This window comes from Streptomyces sp. NEAU-sy36 (assembly GCF_013423905.1).
In the GTDB taxonomy this organism is placed as follows: domain Bacteria; phylum Actinomycetota; class Actinomycetes; order Streptomycetales; family Streptomycetaceae; genus Streptomyces; species Streptomyces misionensis.
The window spans coordinates 6,934,766-6,953,568 of record NZ_CP058977.1 but is presented as its reverse complement, the minus strand read 5'-3'; the positions used below and the strand labels follow the sequence as shown (position 1 = coordinate 6,953,568).

Below are 18,803 nucleotides of genomic sequence, written 5' to 3'. Positions count from 1 at the left end.
ATCCGTCCCCTGGTCAGCTTCTCCAACGAGCCACGTCCAACCGCCGAACGGGGCCCCCGGGGAAATGGTGTCAGATCAACGGCGGAGCACGGCCTGCTGCCCCGACGCACGTCCCCCGAAACCCGGACCCCGGCATGCGGCCGCCCCGGTTCCGGGACGACCGCCCCCAACCCTACCGGCCCTTATGTACGGGGGTCAGTGCTCGGCGGACTCAACAGGCGCCGAAGTCACCAGTTCTGTGAGGACTCCGTGGCAGTCCTTGGGGTGCAGGAAGGTGATCCGCGAGCCCATGGAACCGCGCCGCGGCTCGTCGTAGAGCACCCGGACGCCCTTGCCCCGGATCTCCCGCGCGTCGGTGTCGACGTCCGCCGTGCCGAAGGCGATGTGGTGCACGCCCTCGCCGTTCTTGGCCAGCCACTTGCCGACCGCCGAGTCCTCGCGGGTCGGTTCCAGCAGCTGGAGGTAGGAGGCGCCGCCGTCCGACGTCTCGTTGATCTTGAGCATGGCCTCGCGCACGCCCTGCTCCTCGTTGACCTCGGTGTGGAACACCTCGAAGCCGTAGGTGGCCCGGTAGAACTCGACGGTGGCGTCGAGGTCGTGGCAGGCGATCCCGATGTGGTCGATTCGCGTCAGCATGGTTTCAGTGCAGCGCCACCGCGGTGGTTACGCAACGTGCGCGCGATCACACCGACAGAGCGATGACGGCACTGAGTGCCGCTCAGTACATTCGAAGTAAACCCTCGTTCACTCCTCGGCTCTGCGCAGCTGGAAGGGGATCGCACCTCATGTCTTCTGGAACGAACCGCTCGGTGATCGTCGCGGGCGCCCGTACGCCCATGGGACGACTGCTGGGCTCCCTGAAGTCCTTCTCCGGAGCCGAGCTGGGCGGCTTCGCGATCAAGGCCGCCCTCGACCGCGCCGGCATCGGCGGCGACCAGGTGCAGTACGTGATCATGGGCCAGGTGCTCCAGGCCGGCGCGGGCCAGATCCCGGCCCGCCAGGCCGCCGTCAAGGCCGGCATCCCGATGAGCGTCCCGGCCCTGACCGTCAACAAGGTGTGCCTCTCCGGGCTCGACGCCATCGCCCTGGCGGACCAGCTGATCCGCGCCGGCGAGTTCGACATCGTCGTGGCCGGCGGCCAGGAGTCCATGACCAACGCCCCGCACCTGCTGCCGAAGTCCCGCGAGGGCTTCAAGTACGGCGCCGTCGAGATGCTCGACGCCATGGCATACGACGGGCTGACCGACGCCTTCGAGGGCATCGCCATGGGCGAGTCCACCGAGAAGCACAACATCCGTCTCGGCATCGGCCGCGCCGAGCAGGACGAGATCGCCGCGCTGTCCCACCAGCGGGCCGCCGCCGCGCAGAAGAACGGCCTGTTCGAGGCCGAGATCACCCCGGTGGAGATCCCGCAGCGCAAGGGCGACCCGATCCTGTTCAGCAAGGACGAGGGCATCCGCGCCGAGACCACCACCGAGTCCCTGGCCAAGCTGCGCCCGGCCTTCGCCAAGGACGGCACCATCACCGCCGGTTCCTCCTCGCAGATCTCCGACGGCGCCGCCGCGGTGGTCGTGATGAGCAAGGCCAAGGCCGAGGAACTGGGCCTGGAGTGGCTCGCCGAGATCGGCGCGCACGGCAACGTGGCCGGCCCGGACAACTCCCTCCAGTCCCAGCCGTCCAACGCCATCCTGCACGCCCTCAAGAAGGACGGCCTGGAGGTCTCCGACCTCGACCTCATCGAGATCAACGAGGCCTTCGCCGCCGTCGCCGTGCAGTCAATGAAGGACCTCGGCGTGTCCACGGAAAAGGTGAACGTCAACGGCGGCGCGATCGCGCTCGGCCACCCGATCGGCATGTCCGGCGCCCGGCTCGTGCTCCACTTGGCGCTGGAGCTCAAGCGCCGGGGCGGCGGCACCGGCGCGGCCGCGCTGTGCGGTGGCGGCGGCCAGGGCGACGCGCTGATCGTGCGGGTACCGAAGGCCTGAGGCCCCCCGTCGGGCCGGTGAAGCGAACGGAGCTGTGATGCAGGACGTCTCCTCTCTGGTGGCCCAGGCCAGGGAAGGCCGGCCGCGGGCCGTGGCCCGGCTGATCTCCCTGGTGGAGGGGGCGTCCCCCCAGCTCAGAGAGGTCATGGCGGCGCTGGCCCCGCTGACCGGCAACGCCTACGTGGTGGGCCTGACCGGCTCGCCGGGCGTCGGCAAGTCGACCTCCACCTCCGCGCTCGTCGCGGCCTACCGCAAGCAGGGCAGGCGGGTCGGCGTCCTGGCCGTCGACCCGTCCTCGCCCTTCTCCGGCGGCGCCCTGCTCGGCGACCGCGTACGGATGTCGGAGCACGCCTCCGACCCCGGCGTCTACATCCGCTCCATGGCCACCCGGGGTCACCTCGGCGGCCTCGCCTGGGCCGCGCCGCAGGCCATCCGCGTGCTGGACGCGGCGGGCTGCGACGTGATCCTGGTCGAGACGGTGGGCGTCGGCCAGTCCGAGGTGGAGATCGCCGCCCAGGCGGACACCTCCGTGGTGCTCCTGGCCCCGGGCATGGGCGACGGCATCCAGGCCGCCAAGGCGGGCATCCTGGAGATCGGCGACGTCTACGTCGTCAACAAGGCGGACCGGGACGGCGCCGACGCCACCGCCCGCGAGCTGGGCCACATGCTCGGCCTCGGCGAGGCCCGGCGGCCCGGTGACTGGCGCCCGCCGATCGTGAAGACGGTGGCCGCCCGCGCCGAGGGCGTGGACGAGGTGGTCGAGGCACTGGAGAAGCACCGCGCGTGGATGGAGGAGCGCGGAGTCCTCGCCGAGCGCCGGCGTGCCCGCGCGGCCCACGAGGTGGAGACCATCGCGGTCACGGCCCTGCGCCGGCGCATCGGAGACCTGCACGGCGACCGCCGTCTCGGCGCGCTCGCGGAGCGGATCACGGCGGGCGAACTCGACCCCTACCGCGCGGCGGACGAACTGATCGCGGGCCTGACGGAAGGCTGACGCTGGCCAACTTCCGGACGGAACGGGTAGATTGAGCCCATGTTCCTCCTCTTGGCATAGGGCGCGCCCCGCGCGAGGCCGGTGACACCACGGCACTCGCGCACGTCGGCGTCCCCTTTTCCGCCTCCGTCAGAGGAACTCCAGCGTGTCCACGCATGCTCCCGTGCGGCCCTCGTACGCCGCCGTCCTGCGCCTTCCGCACGTCCGCCGCACCTTCACCGCGGCCCTGGCCGCCCGGCTGTCCTACGGCACCGTGGGGCTCGCGGTGATGCTGTCCGTCACCCGGGCCACCGGCTCCTACGCCGTCTCCGGCGCGGTGATGTCCCTGTTCGGCGCCACCACCGTCTTCCTGACGCCGCTGCGCGCCGCCCTCAGCGACCGCCACGGCGCCCGCCGGGCCGTGCTGCCCATGGCGGTGCTGTACGGCGCCCTGCTGGCCCTCCTGGCCGTCCTGACGTGGCGCCCCGGGGCGCCGGTGGCGCTGATCGCCACGGTCGCCGCGCTGGCCGGCGCGTGCGCGCCGCCGCTGGGGCCGGTCATGCGGGCCGTGTGGGCCGAACTCGCCCCCGACCAGCGGATGTTGCAGCGCGCCTACAGCCTGGACGGGGTCGCCGAGGAACTGCTGTTCGTCTCCGGTCCCGTCCTGGTCGGTGTGCTGACCGGGTTCGCCCCGCCGGCCTCGGGGGTCCTGTTCAGCGCGCTGCTCGTGGTGGGCGGCGCGAGCGTCTTCCTGAGTTCCCCGGTGGTGCCCGGCCCCCGTCCCGCCCCGCCGCGCGGCCGGCGGGGCGCCGTCACGGGGCTGGTGCCACCGGTCGTCGTGGCGCTGGGCGCGGGGCTGGCCGTCAGCGCGGTGGAGCTGCTGACCATGGCCTTCGCCACGGAGCACGGGTACGACACCGGGCTCGTGCCCTGGGTCCTGGGCGCGGTCTCGGCGGGCAGCGCGGTGGGCGGCCTGGTGAACGGCGCGGTGGCGTGGCGGGCGCCTGCCCGTGCGCGGCTGGTGCTCTTCGCGGTGGCGCTGGGCTGCGTCATCGCGGTGGCGGGCCTGGCCCCGAACCTGTGGCTGCTCACCGCGGCGCTGGCCGTCGCCGGCGCGTTCATCGCCCCGACCCTGACGACGGCGTATCTGGCGGCGGACGAACTGGCCGCGCCGGAGTCCCGTACCCAGGCCGGGGCCTGGGTCAACATGGGGGTGAACGGCGGCAGTTCGGCCGGGGCGCTGGCGGCGGGGCTGCTGATCGGCCGACTGCCGCTGGGAGTCTGCTTCCTGGTGACGGGCGCGACGGCCCTCGCCTCCGCCGCCCTGGCCGCCGGCGGCCGGACCACCCGAGCGGCGCGGGCTCCCCGGCACCTCACGGGGGCCGGGGAGCACCCGCCCCGGTGAGCTGGTGAGCTAGGGACGTCCCCGCTGTCCCCGCAGGTGCTCGGCGATCGGCTTCAGGGCCTTGTCCAGTTCGAGCAGCGCCTCCGGGGACAGCAGATCGATGAAGTGCCGCCGCACCGACGAGACGTGGTGCGGCGCCACCTTCTTCATCGTCTCCAGGCCGTGCTCGGTGAGTACGGCGTACAGCCCCCGCCGGTCGGACTCGCAGTTCTCGCGGCGCACGAGGTCCGCGTTCTCCATCCGCGTGATCTGGTGCGAGAGCCGGCTCTTGGACTGCAACGTCGCGGAGGCGAGGTCGCTCATCCGCATCCGTACGTCCTCCGACTCGGACAGGTTCACGAGGATCTCGTAATCGTTTATCGTCAGGCCGAACGGCTGCAGATCCTTCTCCAGCTGGTACGTCAACAGCCTGTTGACCTCCAGGTGGGTGCGCCAGGCGCACTGCTCCGCATCGGTCAGCCAGCGCGTGGCCGTCTCGGTCTCCATGAATGAAGTCTACCTAAGAAGTTGAATGGCGAACTAATTCGGGTGGTGTGACAGTGCGCACGCGTTCGACGTCACACTCCGCAGACTACCGCTCACAGCCCGAAGCGACGTTGGAGGTCTCCGAGCTGTCCGGGAAGGCGCGGTGCGCCGCCCGATTGCGGACCGTGTCCACCCGGTGCCGGTGCGCCACCGCCCGGAACCCCCGGTTCGGCCGGGACGACCCCCGTCTCCACCTCGGTCATCAGCGCCTCCGACGACTGGAGCAACACCGTCCCCGCGCCCGCGAACTCGAACTGGTGCTCCTCGCCGGAGACCCCGCCCAGGCCCGTCATCGCACGTAGACTGCCCAGTACTCCGGTCAGGTACCCGTGGTCGTAGTGATGACACGGGGAGGGGCAGTCGGCCCAGCCCACGAGTGCCTGGGGGTCCACCCGCAGGGGAGGCTCCATGAACACCACCGGACCGTTGGATGCGGCCACGAACTTCCCGGTTCCGAGGAGGGTGAGGAAACCCGGCACGATCGACTGCTTGAGCGCGAGACTTGGCTGAAAAGCGAGCAGATTGCCCGCGCGAATGGTCAGGTTCCCGTCGTCCAGGTCGTACGAGTTGACGTCGAAGGCCCGGTCGGCGAGCAGCATCTTGCCCGAGCCCTGCGCCACGACCCAGTCGCTCGCGTGCAGTGGCGAATGGAACGAGGTGCGGACGAGGTGGTCGAGTCGTCCGTGTCCGACGCCGTTGAACTCGATCGCCCCGTAATAGGCGATCATCTTCCCTTTCTGGAGGAACCACTGCCCGTCCTTGAGCTCGACGCAGAACGTGTAGCTGTTCACGTTGTCGTCCGCGGGCAGGGTCATCGGGTCGTACACCACCGGGCCCCCGGGCACGGGGGCGCCGTACGCGCTCATAGCTTCTCCTCCGAGGCCTGGACGTACACCGTGCCGTTGCCGCTGAGCTCCAGCTGGAAGGCCTCGCCGGAGCCGCGGCCCACCATCTCGCGCCAGCCCAGGGCGGTGGACAGCCGGTTGCGGACCTCGCCGTGATGGGCGACGTAGGCCTGCGGGTCCACGTGGACCGGGCGCTGCGGGGTGATCGGCAGCTCGAAGACGCCTCCGTGCGCCATCACGGCCACCGAGCCCTGCCCCTGCAGGGTGGTGGTGAACAGCCCCTGGCCGGTGACCTGGCCCCGGACCAGGCCCATGACACCGCCCTGGGAGCCCATGAACATCGTGCCCTGGCGCAGCGTGCCCTCGAAGGCGAGCAGGCGGTCGGCCTCCACGCAGAGGGCGTCGCCGGTGAGGTGGATGACATGGACGTGATGGCCGCCGTGCCCGAAGAAGACCGTGCCGCTGCCCTCGACGCTCATCAGCGGGGTCGCCTCGCCCGTCACCCGGCGTCCGAGCATCGACATCACCCCGCCCTGGCCGCCCTGGATGTTGGGCGTGAACGACACGTCCCCCTTGTAGGCGAGCATCGCCCCGCGCTGACTGAACAGCCGCTGCCCGGGCAGCACGGTCGCCTCGACCATTTTGGAGTTGACTTCCCGGAAGGCCATCTACAGATCCCCCGCGATCGTGTTCCGCTCGCTCGGCTGCACGTACACCAGGCCGTCCCCCTCGAAGCGGATCTGGAAGGCCTCGCCGCCGCCCTCCCCGAGGAAGGTGCGGAACGTCACACCGGACTGGAAGGACTGCCGGACGTTGCCCTGATGGGCGACGTAGGCGCCCGGGTCGACCGTCAGCGGGTACTGGGGGGTGACCCTGAGCACCACCGCCGGCCCGTCGGACATGATCGCCGCCTGCCCGTGCCCCTCCACCGTGGTGGTGAACAGACCGTTGCCCTGGGAGGCGCCGCGCAGCCCGGTGAACGTGGTGCCCGTGCGCAGCGCCGCGTCCGTCACCAGCAGGTTGCTCGACTCGACGTACAGCTTCTCGCCCCGCAGGCTCACCAGGTTGATCTCGGTCGCCCGGTCGGCGAACCAGCAGGTCCCGTGCCCTTTCACCTCCATCACCGCCATCTGCTCGCCGGTGAGGCGCCGCGTCACCATGCCGCGCAGCCCCTCGCCGCCGCCCGTGAGCTTCTTGAACGACATCTGCCCGTCGTACGCGACCATCGAGCCGTTCTTCGCCTTCACGGCGTCCCCGGTCATGTCGACGGCGAGCACCCTGGTGCCCTGCAATCGGAACATCGCCACGCTGGGAACGTATCGGCACGACGGGTGGGCCGAACAGCACCCACAGGTGGACTCGCACCCTGAGCGGACCCCTACGGGCACCGTTTGTCACAATGGCGGGACGCTTGTGCGTACGTTCACAAATCGGCAGCCACTCCTCGCAACTCCCACCGAAGGTGACCCGTGGACATCAAGACCGCCACCGCCCTCCGCCGCCTCCGCCTCGTCTCCGCCCCCGAGGCCGTGTCCTTCATCGTCCTGCTCGCCTGCTCGGTGCTGAAGCGGACCACGGACTTCAACGCGGTGCCCGTGATGGGCGCGATCCATGGTGTCCTTTTCGTCCTCTACGTTCTTTTCTGGGCCGATGCCTGGAACAAGGCCAGGTGGAGCCTCGGTACCGCGGCCCTCTACTTCGTCCTCTCCGTGCTGCCCACCGGCGGCTTCTTCGCGGAGCGCAAGCTGCGCCGCGAGGCCGAGGACGCCGTGATCGCCGCCCGCGCCCGCAAGGAAGGAGTCGTGAACGCATGATCGTCGCCTTTTCCGTGACGCCCCTCGGCGTCGGCGAGGACGTGGGGGAGTACGTCGCCGACGCCGTCCGCGTGGTCCGCGAATCGGGCCTGCCGAACCGCACCGACGCCATGTTCACCTCGATCGAGGGCGACAGCTGGGAAGAGGTCATGGACGTCGTGCGGCGCGCCGTCGCCGCCGTCGAGGAGCGCGCCCCCCGCGTCTCGCTCGTCCTCAAGGCCGACATCCGCCCCGGTGTCACCGACGGCCTGACCTCCAAGGTGGAGACCGTGGAGCGGCACCTCGCCGGCTGACCCTTTTGAGCGGCCGCTCAAAGGGAGTATCTTCGTGTGGAAGATCCTTTGAGCGTTCGCTCAAACGGTGGCCTGACGTGGGGGAACACATGGGTCTCTATACGGAGACGCACATACGCGCCGACCTGGACGAGCTGTGGGCGCACACCCAGGACCCCGCCCGGCACCGGCGCTGGGACCTGCTCGTCACCGAGCTGCGCCATCTCCCGCACGTCCAGGGAGAGCCGCGCCCGTTCCACTTCACCGCGCGCCTGCCGCCCTTCCTCGCCCTCAGCGGCACCGGCGTCTCGGCGGGCGAGAAGGAACGCCCCGACGGCACCCGCACCTCCGCGCTCTGCTTCTCCTCCACCCACCCCCTCGGCCTGATCGCCGAGGGTGCCGGCTACTGGCGCTACGTCCCCGACGCGCAGGGCGTCCGCTTCCTGGCCGGCTACGACTACCGCCCGCGCGGCGGAGCCCCCGGCGCCGCCGTCGACCGGCTGCTGGTGCGCCCGCTGCTCCGCTGGGCCACCGCCTGGTCCTTCGACCGCCTGCGGCTCTGGCTGGAGCGCGGCATCACCCCCGAGCGCGCCCTGCGCAACTGGCTCGCCGAACTCGCGGTGCGCGTCCTGCTGCTCACCGTCTGCCTGGCCGGACTCGGCGCCCTGGAGCCGCTGCTCGGCCTGTTCGGCCCGTTCTCCGCCGCCATGGCCTACCTGTGCCCGGTGCTGCTGCTCGCCGCCGTCTGCGTCGCCCTGTTCAAGTCCCCGCTGGAGGGCACCCCGGCCGCCCGCCGATGTCTGCGCGCCCCCGCCACCCAGACCCGGGCGCCGCGCCTGCTGCGCGCCCTCCAGAACCGCACGGAGGCACCCGTATGAGCCCCGAGACGGCCAAGGCCCGGGAGACCAAGACCAGGCTGCTGGAGGGCGCCCTGCGCACGCTCACCGAGCAGGGCATCGCCAAGACCTCGGCCCGTACGGTGGCCGCCGCGGCCGGCGTCAACCAGGCGCTGGTCTTCTACCACTTCGGCACCGTGGACGAGCTGCTCGCCGCCGCCTGCCGGTACGGCGCGGAGCAGGCCGTCGCCCGCTACCGGGAGCGGCTCGCCACCGTCACCTCCCTGTCCGAGCTGCTCGCCGTGGGCCGCGAGATCCACGAACGCGAGCGGGACGGCGGCCACGTCGCCCTCCTCGGCCAGCTCCTCGCGGGCGCCCCGACCCATCCGGCGCTCGGACCCGCGACGGCGGCGGGGCTGCGGCTGTGGATCGCCGAGATCGAACAGGTGCTCACCCGGTTGCTCGCCGCGACGCCGTTCGCCGAGTTCGTCGACCCCGCCGGGCTCGCGCGCGCGGTGGCCGCGTCCTTCGTCGGCATCGAGCTGTACGAGGGGGCCGACGAGGCGGGGGCGCGGGCGGCGCTGGACGCGCTGGACCAGCTCGCGGCGCTGGTGGCCGCGGTGGAGGAGCTGGGTCCTGTGGCGCAGCGGGCGGTGCGGCACCGGCTGCGGAAGGCCGGGCGGTGAGGGCCGGGGCGCGCCTGGTGATCGTCGGGCATCCGAAAGGCGAGACGGAGCTGACCGGCATATGACCGGCCGGTAGGGTCTGATGACGTGCCCAAGCCACTCAGCCTCCCGTTCGACCCCATCGCCCGCGCCGACGAGCTGTGGCAGCAGCGCTGGGGAAACGTGCCCTCCATGGCCGCGATCACCTCGATCATGCGGGCCCAGCAGATCCTGCTCGCCGAGGTGGACGCGGTGGTCAAGCCGTACGGGCTGACGTTCGCCCGCTACGAGGCGCTGGTGCTGCTCACCTTCTCCAAGGCCGGCGAGCTGCCGATGTCCAAGATCGGCGAGCGGCTGATGGTGCATCCCACCTCCGTGACGAACACCGTGGACCGGCTGGTGAAGTCCGGCCTGGTGGCGAAGCGGCCCAACCCCAACGACGGGCGCGGCACCCTCGCCGTGATCACGGACAAGGGCCGCGAGGTGGTCGACGCGGCCACCCGCGACCTGATGGCCATGGACTTCGGCCTGGGGGTGTACGACGCGGAGGAGTGCCGGGAGATCTTCGCGATGTTCCGCCCGCTGCGGGTCGCGGCGCTCGACTTCGACGAGGGGTGACCCCGGCCAAGATCTCCCGGAACGGGTGGTTACGCTCGACTCCATGAAGAAGAGCGTGCTGACCCGCTACCGCGTCATGGCCTACACCACGGGTGTCCTGCTGGTGCTGCTGTGCCTGAGCATGATCGCGAAGTACGGGCTGGACATCAGCGGCGCGGCCGACATGACCCGCGTCGTCGCCATCGCCCACGGCTGGCTGTACGTCGTCTACCTGGTCTTCGCCTTCGACCTGGGCTCCAAGGCGAAGTGGCCGGTCGGCAAGCAGCTGTGGGTGCTGCTGGCGGGCACGATCCCCACCGCCGCGTTCTTCGTGGAGCGGAAGATCAGCCGGGAGCTGGACGGCAAGGTCGCCGAGCGCACCCCGGCCGTCGCCAAGGCGTAGGCCCACCGGGGCGCTCCCTCGGCCGGTGCCCCCACCGCCGTACGGGTTCCCGTACGGCGGTCTGCCGTCGACAGTTACTAGGACGTCCAAGTAAATTCGACGGTATGGACGCTCACGCCATCGAGGAGGGCCGCCGGCGCTGGCAGGCCCGCTACGACGCCGCGCGCAAGCGTGACGCGGACTTCACCACGCTCTCCGGGGACCCGGTGGAGCCGGTGTACGGGCCCCGGCCCGGAGACACGTACCAGGGATTCGAGCGGATCGGCTGGCCGGGGGAGTACCCCTTCACCCGCGGCCTGCATCCGACCGGCTACCGCGGCCGCGCCTGGACCATCCGGCAGTTCGCCGGGTTCGGCACCGCCGAGCAGACCAACGAGCGGTACAAGATGATCCTCGCCGCGGGCGGCGGCGGGCTCTCCGTGGCGTTCGACATGCCGACGCTGATGGGTCGCGACTCCGACGACCCCCGCTCGCTCGGCGAGGTCGGCCACTGCGGGGTCGCGATCGACTCGGCCGCCGACATGGAGGTCCTGTTCCGGGACATCCCGCTCGGCGAGGTCACCACGTCGATGACGATCAGCGGGCCCGCCGTGCCCGTCTTCTGCATGTACCTGGTCGCCGCCGAGCGGCAGGGCGTGGACCCGTCGGTGCTCGACGGCACGCTCCAGACCGACATCTTCAAGGAGTACATCGCCCAGAAGGAGTGGCTCTTCGGGCCCGAGCCGCATCTGCGGCTGATCGGCGACCTCATGGAGTACTGCACCGCCCGCATCCCCGCCTACAAGCCGCTGTCCGTCTCCGGCTACCACATCCGCGAGGCCGGGGCGACGGCCGCGCAGGAGCTGGCGTACACGCTCGCGGACGGCTTCGGGTACGTCGAGCTGGGGCTCAGCCGCGGGCTGGACGTCGACGTCTTCGCGCCCGGCCTGTCCTTCTTCTTCGACGCCCACGTCGACTTCTTCGAGGAGATCGCCAAGTTCCGCGCGGCGCGCCGGATCTGGGCGCGCTGGATGCGGGACGTGTACGGCGCGCGCGGCGAGAAGGCGCAGTGGCTGCGGTTCCACACGCAGACGGCCGGTGTCTCGCTCACCGCGCAGCAGCCGTACAACAACGTGGTGCGCACCGCGGTGGAGGCGCTGGCCGCGGTGCTCGGCGGGACCAACTCGCTGCACACCAACGCCCTGGACGAGACGCTGGCACTGCCCGGCGAGCAGGCCGCGGAGATCGCGCTGCGCACCCAGCAGGTGCTGATGGAGGAGACCGGTGTCGCCAACGTCGCCGACCCGCTCGGGGGTTCGTGGTACGTCGAGCAGTTGACGGACCGGATCGAGGCGGCGGCGGAGGAGATCTTCGAGCGGATCAGGGAGCGGGGGCTGCGGGCGCACCCGGACGGACGGCACCCGATCGGGCCGATGACCTCCGGCATCCTGCGCGGGATCGAGGACGGCTGGTTCACCGGGGAGATCGCCGAGTCGGCCTTCCGCCACCAGCAGGCCCTGGAGAAGGGGGAGAAGAGGATCGTGGGCGTCAACGCCCACACCGGGTCCGTCACCGGCGACCTGGAGATCCTTCGGGTGGGCCACGAGGTGGAGCGGGAGCAGGTAAGGACCCTCGGCGAGCGCCGCGCGAAACGGGACGGCACCGCCGTACGCGCCGCCCTCGACGGACTGCTCGCCGCCGCCCGGGACGGCTCGGGCATGATCGAGCCCATGCTGGCCGCGGTGCGCGCCGAGGCGACCCTCGGCGAGATCTGCGGGGTGCTGCGCGAGGAGTGGGGGGCGTACACGGAGTCGGCGGGGTTCTGACCGGGCTCAGGACGGGGCGGCCAGCCCCAGCAGCAGGACCCGGATGAAGCTGCGCACCCACGCCTCGTCGGCGGGCTTGCCGCTCACCAGGGTGCGGTGCACCACCGCGCCCGCCACCACGTCGAAGGTGAGGTCGACGGTGCGGGCCGCCTCCTCCTCGTCCTCGCTCTCCGGGGGGAGTTCGCCGCGTTCCGTGGCCCGGGCCCGGCCCTCCAGAACCAGCCGCTTCTGACGTTCCACGATGGAGGCGCGGATGCGTTCGCGCAGCAGGTCGTCGCGGGTGGACTCGGCGACGACCGCCATCAGGCCGCTGCGGCACTCGGGGCGGTCCAGCAGCGCCGCGAACTGGAGCACGACGCCCTCGATGTCGGCGGCCAGGCTGCCCCGGTCGGGCAGGCGCAGCTCGTCGAAGAGTTCCGCGACGGCGTCGACGACCAGCTCGTTCTTGCCGGCCCAGCGGCGGTAGAGGGTGGTCTTCGCAACCCCGGCGCGGGTCGCGACGTCCTGGAGAGTGAGCTTGGACCACCCCAGTTCCACCAGCGCCTCCCTGGTCGCGGCCAGGATCGCGGCGTCCGCGGCGGCGCTGCGCGGGCGCCCGGGACGGCTGGCGGGGGTGCGGCTCTGCATCCCATGACCATAACCGGCGGGTTCTGCGGGGCCGTGAGGGAGATCACCGGGAAGAGCTGTCGTTCGCCCGCCGATTGCCATTACGCTACGGGTCGTAGCGGAAAGCTCGCGAGGGACGTACGCGGGCGGAACGGCACGGCGCGGGTGGGGACCCGGCGCCGGACATCGACGCTTTTTTCTTCAGACGCGGTATCGGGGGAGGATAGACGCATGCAGCCACGGAACATGTCCATGAGCGGCGTGGTCGACCTCGCCGCGGTGAAGGCGGCCCAGGAGGCCAAGGCCAAGGCCGAGCAGGCGCGCGCCGAAGCCGCCCGGCAGGGCGGCACGGGTGCCGTATCCCCGGCCGATCTCGTCATCGACGTCGACGAAGCCGGCTTCGAACGAGAGATCCTCCAGCGCTCCGCAGAGGTACCGGTCGTCATCGACTTCTGGGCCGAGTGGTGTCAGCCCTGCAAGCAGCTGAGCCCGGTCCTGGAGCGGCTGGCCGTCGAGTACAACGGGCGCTTCCTGCTCGCCAAGATCGACGTCGACGCCAACCAGATGCTGATGCAGCAGTTCGGGGTGCAGGGCATCCCGGCGGTGTTCGCCGTCGTGGCCGGCCAGGCCCTGCCGCTGTTCCAGGGGGCCGCGAGCGAGGAGCAGATCCGCGGGACCCTCGACCAGCTGGTGCAGGTCGCCGAGCAGCGCTTCGGCCTGACCGGTCTGACCGTCGACCCGGAAGCGGAGCCGGGCGGCGCCGCCGCCGGTGCCGAGGCGCCGGAGGGACCGTACGACGCGGCCCTGAACGCCGCCGCGCTGGCCCTGGACGCCGGCGACCTGGACGGCGCGGTGCGCGCGTACCAGAACGTCCTGGCCGACGACCCGGGCCACCCCGAGGCCAAGCTGGGCCTCGCGCAGGCGGAGTTGCTCCGCCGGGTGCAGCACATGGACCCGCAGAAGGTCCGCCGCGAGGCGGCGGAGAACCCGAAGGACGCCGAGGCGCAGATCGCCGCCGCGGACCTGGATCTGGTGGGCGGTCATGTCGAGGACGCCTTCGGGCGGTTGATCGAGACGGTGACGCGCACGGTGGGTGACGACCGGGACGCGGTACGGCGCCGGCTGCTCGAACTGTTCGAGGTCGTGGGCCCCGAGGACCCGCGGGTGGTCGGTGCCCGCCGGGCGCTGGCGCGGGCGCTTTTCTGACCAGTCCGTAAACGCCACGGCCTGTGACGCCGGGGTGAAAGGTTTGCCGACAAGGCGTTGAGGCCGCTCCGCTTTACCAAATCTTGGTAATCGGGGCGGCTGTTACTCCGAGTAAATCAAGGCCGTTGATCTGTCTGGTTTCGTACAGGGATCAACGGCTTTGTTCTGCCCTGTGATGCGACCGAGTGTCGCGCTCCGAGATCACGCGGACGTTTCTCGGTTATCCGGCCGTTACTAGCCAGTAACGAACCCCCTTGTGCGGGCGGCCAATTTGCACCACGATCGGCGACGCTCGGTCCATTCCCGTACCCCGGCATCCGGTCGGGGCGAGGGAGACTCTGGGTCCCCACCGAGCAGAGCCGGCGGCAGTGGCGCCGGGTCTTGGGCAGGGGGGTCTTCGCCGGCCGGCGAAGCCTGTCCAGCAAGGTTGTGCGTGATGTGTGTCAGGCGCGACCAGTGGTTGTCGCTCGGGGGTGATCGCCGGTGATTCGGGCGCGGTACGCGCCGCCGAGCGCGGGCGCTCTCCTTCCCGAGGACGTAGCACTTCTCCCATCCCTGCCCGGCTGAGCCGCCGTCCGTGGGCGAGACCGGGCCAGGAGATGTACGTCCGAGAAGGAGGAAATATGGAGTCCCAGGTGCGTGGCGGGACCAGATGGAAGCGGTTCGCTGTGGTCATGGTGCCCAGCGTGGCCGCCACGGCGTGTATAGGTGTCGCCCTCGCGCAGGGTGCGCTCGCCGCCTCGTTCAGCGTGTCCGGTCAGTCCTTCAAGGTGACCGCGGACAAGCTGGTCGGTCAGGGCTTCGAGCAGTACGGCGCGCTCGACAACGGCTACACCCTCAGCGGTGATCAGACCACCCACCCGGTGGCGGTCTCGGCCTTCAACTCGGCCGAGATCACCAACATGTGCCAGTCGGTCGTCACGCCCAACATCCCGGTGCTGGGCTCGGTGAGCCTCGTGCTGAAGGCGGGCGCGAACAAGCCGGTCGAGGCCAGCCAGCTGTACATCGACGTCGACGACCTCAGCGCCGACGCCACCTTCAAGAACATCGACATCGGTGTTGCCGCCAAGGACGCCGGCAAGGGTCCTGGCATGAAGGGTGGCAAGGAGCAGGCCAACCCGTTCGGCTTCGCGCAGCAGGCCGACTCGGCCACGCTGACCGGTGTGAAGCAGACGGCGTGGGCGACCACGGCCGGCACCTTCAAGCTCAGCGGTCTGCACATGTCCGTCTCGGCGGGCACGCACGAGTGCTACTAGGCACTCGATGACGGGCGGGGGAGCCGACGGCGCCCCCGCCCGCGCCACTTGGACCGCGTTTTCACACGCGGCACACATCACCACCACAGCAACGCTGCACCAGGGAGCTGTTTTCCATGAGCGCCGAGACCCCTGCCGCCGACCCCGGCCAGTTCACCCGCCGGAGGCAGCAGTTCCGCGCCTGGCGGGGCACGCGTCCGTTCTGGGCCGGTGTGCTCGTCATCTTCGGCGGCTTTCTCATCCTGTACTTCCCGTACGCACACCTCCAGCTGGGCCATCTCTCGATGACGATGGGCACTCCCGGCGGCTCCAGTTCCCTGATCATCGGTGTGCTGCTCATCGTTCTCGGCATCACCCTCTGGGTCCAGCAGCACATCCGGGTCTTCGCGGGCATCGCGGCGATCCTGCTGGCGCTGGTGTCCATTCCGCTGTCCAACATCGGCGGCTTCATCGTCGGCTTCCTGTCCGCGCTGATCGGCGGGGCGATGGCCGTGGCCTGGGCGCCCGGCGCGCCGCCGCAGCCGCAGCCGCCGGCCGGGGCGGCCCCCGCCGCGGGCGGGGCCCCCGACACCGCACCGCTGCCGGAACAGCGCATGGGCGAGCCGACCGACCTGTCAGGAACGAGCCCGGCCAACGGGGCGAACGGGAGGCACAGTGCCGGCTGACGAGGTGACGCGCGGGAGCGACACGGAGGAGCCCCGCGCCAGAACCGGACCCCGCCACGCGGCCCCCAGAAAGCCGCTGTTCACCAGATTCCACATGCCGGCCGGCAAGGCGATAGCCACCGTGGCGATGCCGACGGCCGTGCTGATGGGCATGGGCTTCACCTCCACGCTCGCCATCGCGGCGGGCGGCGGCAGCGGCAGCCCGTCCCCGTCGACCACGGCCAAGAGCCTGACGGCCGACGAGTACAAGGACTGCGTGAAGGCGCTGGACGACGCCAAGGACCCCTCGGCCTCGCCCTCGCCGTCCGCCTCGGCGGACCGGTCCGAGTCGCCGACGCCCTCGCCCTCCGCGAGCACCGACGCCGGCAAGGACTCCGGCAAGGACACGACCGGTTCGTCGTCCTCCGGCTCCGGTTCCGGCTCCGCCGGCTCGGACTCGGCCGATTCAGGTTCGGCCGACTCGGGTTCGGCCGACTCGGGTTCGGCCGGGAAGAGCGCGCCGAAGCCGGCCGAGACCTCCGGGTCCGCCGGCTCGGACTCCGGTGCGACGACGCCCACGTCGTCGGCGGGCCAGAGCGGCGGCGGGCTGCTGGGCACCATCGGCGACACGCTCGGGAACATCCTCACCGGCGGCGCGAAGGACACCCCCACGGCGTCCGCGAGCCCCACGCCCACGGCGACCCCGTCCGCCTCGGCGTCGGGCTCGAAGCTCACCGACACCGTCAAGGACACCACGTCCAAGACCGTCAAGACGGTCGGCGACACGGTGAAGAACACCACGGACACGGTCTCCAAGGCGGCCGACGGCGCGGGCAAGGCGGTCAAGGACGCGGCCGGGTCGGCCACTTCGAGCCCGTCCGCGAGTGCCGACCCGTCCGCGAGCGCCGACCCGTCGGCGAGCGCGACCCCCTCGGCCGAGGACTGCCCGGCGGCCACCACCGCCGAGGGCGGCGTCGACAACCAGGTGCCGGTGGCGGACGACCCCTGGTACCTCAGCGCCAGCTCGCTGCTGCTGAAGGGCGCCGACTACCAGGGCATCGTCGAGGTCAGGGCGGCGAACGGCACCACCAAGAAGGCGCTGAAGTACGTGGTCTCCGACGGCACCGACATCGGCGACCTGCACCAGACGGTGGAGGACAAGCTCACCGGCAAGACGTACCACGTCCAGGCCGCCAAGGGCTCGACGTCGACGATCCGCGACGGCAAGACCGTGATGTACACCGAGAAGATCTCGGGCAACCTGTTCGGGCTGATCCCCATGACGTTCAGCCCCGACAGCCCGCCCCCGCTGAACCTCCCGCTGATCTACTTCACCAATGTGAAGGTGACCCAGGCGGCCCAGTTCGGCGGCACCCTGCACGTGCCCGGGATGCACGTGTACACGACCGGCTGACCGGTCCCGAAGTCCCGTCCGGGAGCCGCGACACAGCAGAGGGCGCCCCCCGTTCACGGGGGGCGCCCTCAGCGCCGTACAAGACCCTCGTGGGGTACGTCAGTTGTCGCCGCCCAGGTGGTGCACCCGGATCATGTTGGTGGTGCCGGGGACGCCGGGGGGCGAGCCGGCGGTGATCACCACGGTGGCGCCCGTCTCGAAGCGGCCCAGCTTGGCCAGCTCCTGGTCCACCTGCTCGACCATGTCGTCGGTGGTGTTCACGAACGGCACCACGTGCGGCTCCACGCCCCAGCTCAGCGTGAGCTGGTTGCGGGTGCCCTCCTCGGTGGTGAAGGCGAGGATCGGCTGGGCGGCGCGGTAGCGCGACAGCCGGCGCGCGGTGTCACCGGACTTGGTGAACGCGACCAGGCCCCGGCCGCCGAGGAAGTCGGCGATCTCGCAGGCCGCGCGGGCCACCGAACCGCCCTGGGTGCGCGGCTTCTTGCCCGGCACCAGCGGCTGCAGGCCCTTGGAGAGCAGCTCCTGCTCGGCCGCCTGGACGATCTTCGACATCGTCTTGACCGTCTCGATCGGGTAGGCGCCCACCGAGGACTCGGCGGACAGCATCACCGCGTCGGCGCCGTCCAGGATCGCGTTGGCCACGTCGGAGGCCTCGGCGCGGGTCGGGCGGGAGTTGGTGATCATCGACTCCATCATCTGGGTCGCCACGATCACCGGCTTGGCGTTGCGCCGGCACAGCTCGATCAGGCGCTTCTGCACCATCGGGACCTTCTCGAGCGGGTACTCCACGGCCAGGTCGCCGCGGGCGACCATCACGCCGTCGAACGCCATCACGACGTCCTGCATGTTCTCCACCGCCTGCGGCTTCTCCACCTTGGCGATGACCGGGACCCGGCGGCCCTCCTCGTCCATGACGCGGTGCACGTCCTGGACGTCCTTGGCGTCCCGCACGAAGGACAACGCGACCAGGTCGCAGCCCATGCGCAGCGCGAACCGCAGGTCCTCGATGTCCTTCTCGCTCAGCGCGGGCACGTTGACGGCCGCGCCGGGCAGGTTGATGCCCTTGTGGTCGGAGACGACACCGCCCTCGATGACGATGGTGCGGACCCGGGGGCCCTCCACGTCCACGACCTTCAGCTCGACGTTGCCGTCGTTGATCAGGACCTGGTCGCCGCGCGAGACGTCGCCCGGCAGCCCCTTGTACGTCGTCCCGCAGATGTGCTTGTCGCCGGGCACGTCCTCGGTGGTGATGACGAACTCGTCACCGCGCTGGAGTTCGACCGGGCCCTCGGCGAAGGTCTCCAGACGGATCTTCGGGCCCTGGAGGTCGGCGAGGACGCCGATGGGCCGGCCGGTCTCCTTGGACGCGGCCCGGACGCGGTCGTACCGCGCCTGGTGCTCGGCGTGGGAGCCGTGGCTGAAGTTGAAGCGGGCCACGTTCATGCCCGCCTCGATCAGGGCGACGAGCATCTCGTGGGAGTCGACCGCGGGGCCGAGAGTACAGACGATTTTCGAACGGCGCATGGGGCGATCCTATCGGTTTGTTTCGCTA

General features: G+C 70.9%; 21 protein-coding genes. 14 read left to right on the top strand and 7 right to left on the bottom strand.

Going from position 1 to position 18,803, the window contains the following annotated elements; all coding sequences use genetic code 11:
- Positions 1-195 precede the first annotated feature (195 nt).
- Positions 196-636, bottom strand: a complete 441-nt coding sequence (gene mce, locus HZZ00_RS30260) for a methylmalonyl-CoA epimerase (protein ID WP_180329384.1) — start codon at positions 634-636, stop codon at positions 196-198.
- A 149-nt stretch (positions 637-785) separates the two neighbouring features.
- Here mce and HZZ00_RS30255 point away from each other — a divergent pair, with 149 nt between their 5' ends.
- From HZZ00_RS30255 to HZZ00_RS30245, 3 genes are all read left to right on the top strand, one after another.
- Positions 786-1,985, top strand: coding sequence for an acetyl-CoA C-acetyltransferase (locus tag HZZ00_RS30255; RefSeq protein WP_180329383.1), 1,200 nt, complete (start codon positions 786-788; stop codon positions 1,983-1,985).
- A gap of 37 nt (positions 1,986-2,022) precedes the next feature.
- Positions 2,023-2,979, top strand: coding sequence for a methylmalonyl Co-A mutase-associated GTPase MeaB (gene meaB / locus HZZ00_RS30250; RefSeq protein WP_070027741.1), 957 nt, complete (start codon positions 2,023-2,025; stop codon positions 2,977-2,979).
- Between the two features lie 145 nt (positions 2,980-3,124).
- Positions 3,125-4,363, top strand: a complete 1,239-nt coding sequence (locus HZZ00_RS30245) for an MFS transporter (protein ID WP_180329382.1) — start codon at positions 3,125-3,127, stop codon at positions 4,361-4,363.
- A 9-nt stretch (positions 4,364-4,372) separates the two neighbouring features.
- Here HZZ00_RS30245 and HZZ00_RS30240 read toward each other — a convergent pair whose 3' ends face one another.
- The 4 genes from HZZ00_RS30240 to HZZ00_RS30225 all read right to left on the bottom strand — a co-directional run bounded on the left by HZZ00_RS30240 (position 4,373) and on the right by HZZ00_RS30225 (position 7,034).
- Complete coding sequence (locus HZZ00_RS30240; protein ID WP_180329381.1) at positions 4,373-4,849, bottom strand: MarR family winged helix-turn-helix transcriptional regulator; 477 nt, start codon at positions 4,847-4,849, stop codon at positions 4,373-4,375.
- A gap of 92 nt (positions 4,850-4,941) precedes the next feature.
- A complete protein-coding gene (locus tag HZZ00_RS30235) occupies positions 4,942-5,754 on the bottom strand; it encodes an AIM24 family protein (protein ID WP_180329380.1) in 813 nt (270 codons plus the stop codon).
- Positions 5,751-6,401 carry an AIM24 family protein gene (locus tag HZZ00_RS30230; protein WP_180329379.1) on the bottom strand — a complete coding sequence of 217 codons (651 nt, stop codon included), beginning with the start codon at positions 6,399-6,401 and terminating at the stop codon, positions 5,751-5,753. Before HZZ00_RS30230 ends, HZZ00_RS30235 begins: the two co-directional genes overlap by 4 nt.
- Entirely contained in the window at positions 6,402-7,034 is a 633-nt protein-coding gene (locus tag HZZ00_RS30225; RefSeq protein ID WP_070027746.1) for an AIM24 family protein, read from the bottom strand.
- Positions 7,035-7,202: 168 nt separating this feature from the next.
- On the opposite strand from HZZ00_RS30225, the gene HZZ00_RS30220 reads away from it, so the two are divergent.
- The 7 genes from HZZ00_RS30220 to HZZ00_RS30190 all read left to right on the top strand — a co-directional run bounded on the left by HZZ00_RS30220 (position 7,203) and on the right by HZZ00_RS30190 (position 12,125).
- Entirely contained in the window at positions 7,203-7,547 is a 345-nt protein-coding gene (locus HZZ00_RS30220; RefSeq protein ID WP_180329378.1) for a DUF3817 domain-containing protein, read from the top strand.
- Positions 7,544-7,840 (top strand): MTH1187 family thiamine-binding protein, encoded by a 297-nt coding sequence (locus HZZ00_RS30215; protein WP_180329377.1) that lies wholly within the window; start codon positions 7,544-7,546, stop codon positions 7,838-7,840. The genes HZZ00_RS30220 and HZZ00_RS30215 overlap by 4 nt, the downstream gene beginning before the upstream one ends.
- A gap of 89 nt (positions 7,841-7,929) precedes the next feature.
- Complete coding sequence (locus HZZ00_RS30210; protein WP_180329376.1) at positions 7,930-8,697, top strand: hypothetical protein; 768 nt, start codon at positions 7,930-7,932, stop codon at positions 8,695-8,697.
- On the top strand, positions 8,694-9,341 hold the full coding sequence (locus tag HZZ00_RS30205; protein ID WP_180329375.1) for a TetR/AcrR family transcriptional regulator: 648 nt from the start codon (positions 8,694-8,696) through the stop codon (positions 9,339-9,341). The genes HZZ00_RS30210 and HZZ00_RS30205 overlap by 4 nt, the downstream gene beginning before the upstream one ends.
- A gap of 87 nt (positions 9,342-9,428) precedes the next feature.
- A complete protein-coding gene (locus tag HZZ00_RS30200) occupies positions 9,429-9,938 on the top strand; it encodes a MarR family winged helix-turn-helix transcriptional regulator (protein ID WP_070027751.1) in 510 nt (169 codons plus the stop codon).
- A gap of 43 nt (positions 9,939-9,981) precedes the next feature.
- Positions 9,982-10,320: a DUF3817 domain-containing protein gene (locus tag HZZ00_RS30195; RefSeq protein ID WP_070027752.1), complete on the top strand. Its 339-nt coding sequence runs from the start codon at positions 9,982-9,984 to the stop codon at positions 10,318-10,320.
- A 104-nt stretch (positions 10,321-10,424) separates the two neighbouring features.
- Complete coding sequence (locus tag HZZ00_RS30190; protein ID WP_180329374.1) at positions 10,425-12,125, top strand: methylmalonyl-CoA mutase; 1,701 nt, start codon at positions 10,425-10,427, stop codon at positions 12,123-12,125.
- A 6-nt stretch (positions 12,126-12,131) separates the two neighbouring features.
- Here HZZ00_RS30190 and HZZ00_RS30185 read toward each other — a convergent pair whose 3' ends face one another.
- Positions 12,132-12,752, bottom strand: a complete 621-nt coding sequence (locus HZZ00_RS30185) for a TetR/AcrR family transcriptional regulator (RefSeq protein WP_180329373.1) — start codon at positions 12,750-12,752, stop codon at positions 12,132-12,134.
- A 210-nt stretch (positions 12,753-12,962) separates the two neighbouring features.
- Here HZZ00_RS30185 and HZZ00_RS30180 point away from each other — a divergent pair, with 210 nt between their 5' ends.
- From HZZ00_RS30180 to HZZ00_RS30165, 4 genes are all read left to right on the top strand, one after another.
- Complete coding sequence (locus tag HZZ00_RS30180; RefSeq protein WP_180329372.1) at positions 12,963-13,937, top strand: tetratricopeptide repeat protein; 975 nt, start codon at positions 12,963-12,965, stop codon at positions 13,935-13,937.
- 623 nt (positions 13,938-14,560) lie between these two features.
- On the top strand, positions 14,561-15,193 hold the full coding sequence (locus HZZ00_RS30175) for a DUF6230 family protein (RefSeq protein WP_180329371.1): 633 nt from the start codon (positions 14,561-14,563) through the stop codon (positions 15,191-15,193).
- Between the two features lie 116 nt (positions 15,194-15,309).
- Entirely contained in the window at positions 15,310-15,858 is a 549-nt protein-coding gene (locus HZZ00_RS30170; RefSeq protein WP_180329370.1) for a DUF6114 domain-containing protein, read from the top strand.
- A complete protein-coding gene (locus HZZ00_RS30165) occupies positions 15,848-17,251 on the top strand; it encodes a hypothetical protein (RefSeq protein ID WP_180329369.1) in 1,404 nt (467 codons plus the stop codon). The genes HZZ00_RS30170 and HZZ00_RS30165 overlap by 11 nt, the downstream gene beginning before the upstream one ends.
- Before the next feature lie 99 nt (positions 17,252-17,350).
- On the opposite strand, the gene pyk is transcribed toward HZZ00_RS30165, so the two are convergent.
- Positions 17,351-18,775 carry a pyruvate kinase gene (gene pyk, locus HZZ00_RS30160; RefSeq protein ID WP_180329368.1) on the bottom strand — a complete coding sequence of 475 codons (1,425 nt, stop codon included), beginning with the start codon at positions 18,773-18,775 and terminating at the stop codon, positions 17,351-17,353.
- Positions 18,776-18,803 lie beyond the last annotated feature (28 nt).

Bases quoted from the DNA above. Each gene is read 5' to 3' on its own strand.
- HZZ00_RS30195 (WP_070027752.1), top strand. From the start codon at position 9,982: ATGAAGAAGAGCGTGCTGACCCGCTACCGCGTCATGGCCTACACCACG.
- HZZ00_RS30240 (WP_180329381.1), bottom strand. From the start codon at position 4,849: ATGGAGACCGAGACGGCCACGCGCTGGCTGACCGATGCGGAGCAGTGC.
- HZZ00_RS30175 (WP_180329371.1), top strand. From the start codon at position 14,561: ATGGAGTCCCAGGTGCGTGGCGGGACCAGATGGAAGCGGTTCGCTGTG.
- HZZ00_RS30225 (WP_070027746.1), bottom strand. From the start codon at position 7,034: ATGTTCCGATTGCAGGGCACCAGGGTGCTCGCCGTCGACATGACCGGG.
- HZZ00_RS30255 (WP_180329383.1), top strand. From the start codon at position 786: ATGTCTTCTGGAACGAACCGCTCGGTGATCGTCGCGGGCGCCCGTACG.
- HZZ00_RS30215 (WP_180329377.1), top strand. From the start codon at position 7,544: ATGATCGTCGCCTTTTCCGTGACGCCCCTCGGCGTCGGCGAGGACGTG.
- HZZ00_RS30235 (WP_180329380.1), bottom strand. From the start codon at position 5,754: ATGAGCGCGTACGGCGCCCCCGTGCCCGGGGGCCCGGTGGTGTACGAC.
- meaB (WP_070027741.1), top strand. From the start codon at position 2,023: ATGCAGGACGTCTCCTCTCTGGTGGCCCAGGCCAGGGAAGGCCGGCCG.
- mce (WP_180329384.1), bottom strand. From the start codon at position 636: ATGCTGACGCGAATCGACCACATCGGGATCGCCTGCCACGACCTCGAC.
- HZZ00_RS30210 (WP_180329376.1), top strand. From the start codon at position 7,930: ATGGGTCTCTATACGGAGACGCACATACGCGCCGACCTGGACGAGCTG.
- HZZ00_RS30205 (WP_180329375.1), top strand. From the start codon at position 8,694: ATGAGCCCCGAGACGGCCAAGGCCCGGGAGACCAAGACCAGGCTGCTG.
- HZZ00_RS30180 (WP_180329372.1), top strand. From the start codon at position 12,963: ATGCAGCCACGGAACATGTCCATGAGCGGCGTGGTCGACCTCGCCGCG.
- HZZ00_RS30170 (WP_180329370.1), top strand. From the start codon at position 15,310: ATGAGCGCCGAGACCCCTGCCGCCGACCCCGGCCAGTTCACCCGCCGG.
- HZZ00_RS30185 (WP_180329373.1), bottom strand. From the start codon at position 12,752: ATGCAGAGCCGCACCCCCGCCAGCCGTCCCGGGCGCCCGCGCAGCGCC.
- HZZ00_RS30230 (WP_180329379.1), bottom strand. From the start codon at position 6,401: ATGGCCTTCCGGGAAGTCAACTCCAAAATGGTCGAGGCGACCGTGCTG.
- pyk (WP_180329368.1), bottom strand. From the start codon at position 18,775: ATGCGCCGTTCGAAAATCGTCTGTACTCTCGGCCCCGCGGTCGACTCC.
- HZZ00_RS30190 (WP_180329374.1), top strand. From the start codon at position 10,425: ATGGACGCTCACGCCATCGAGGAGGGCCGCCGGCGCTGGCAGGCCCGC.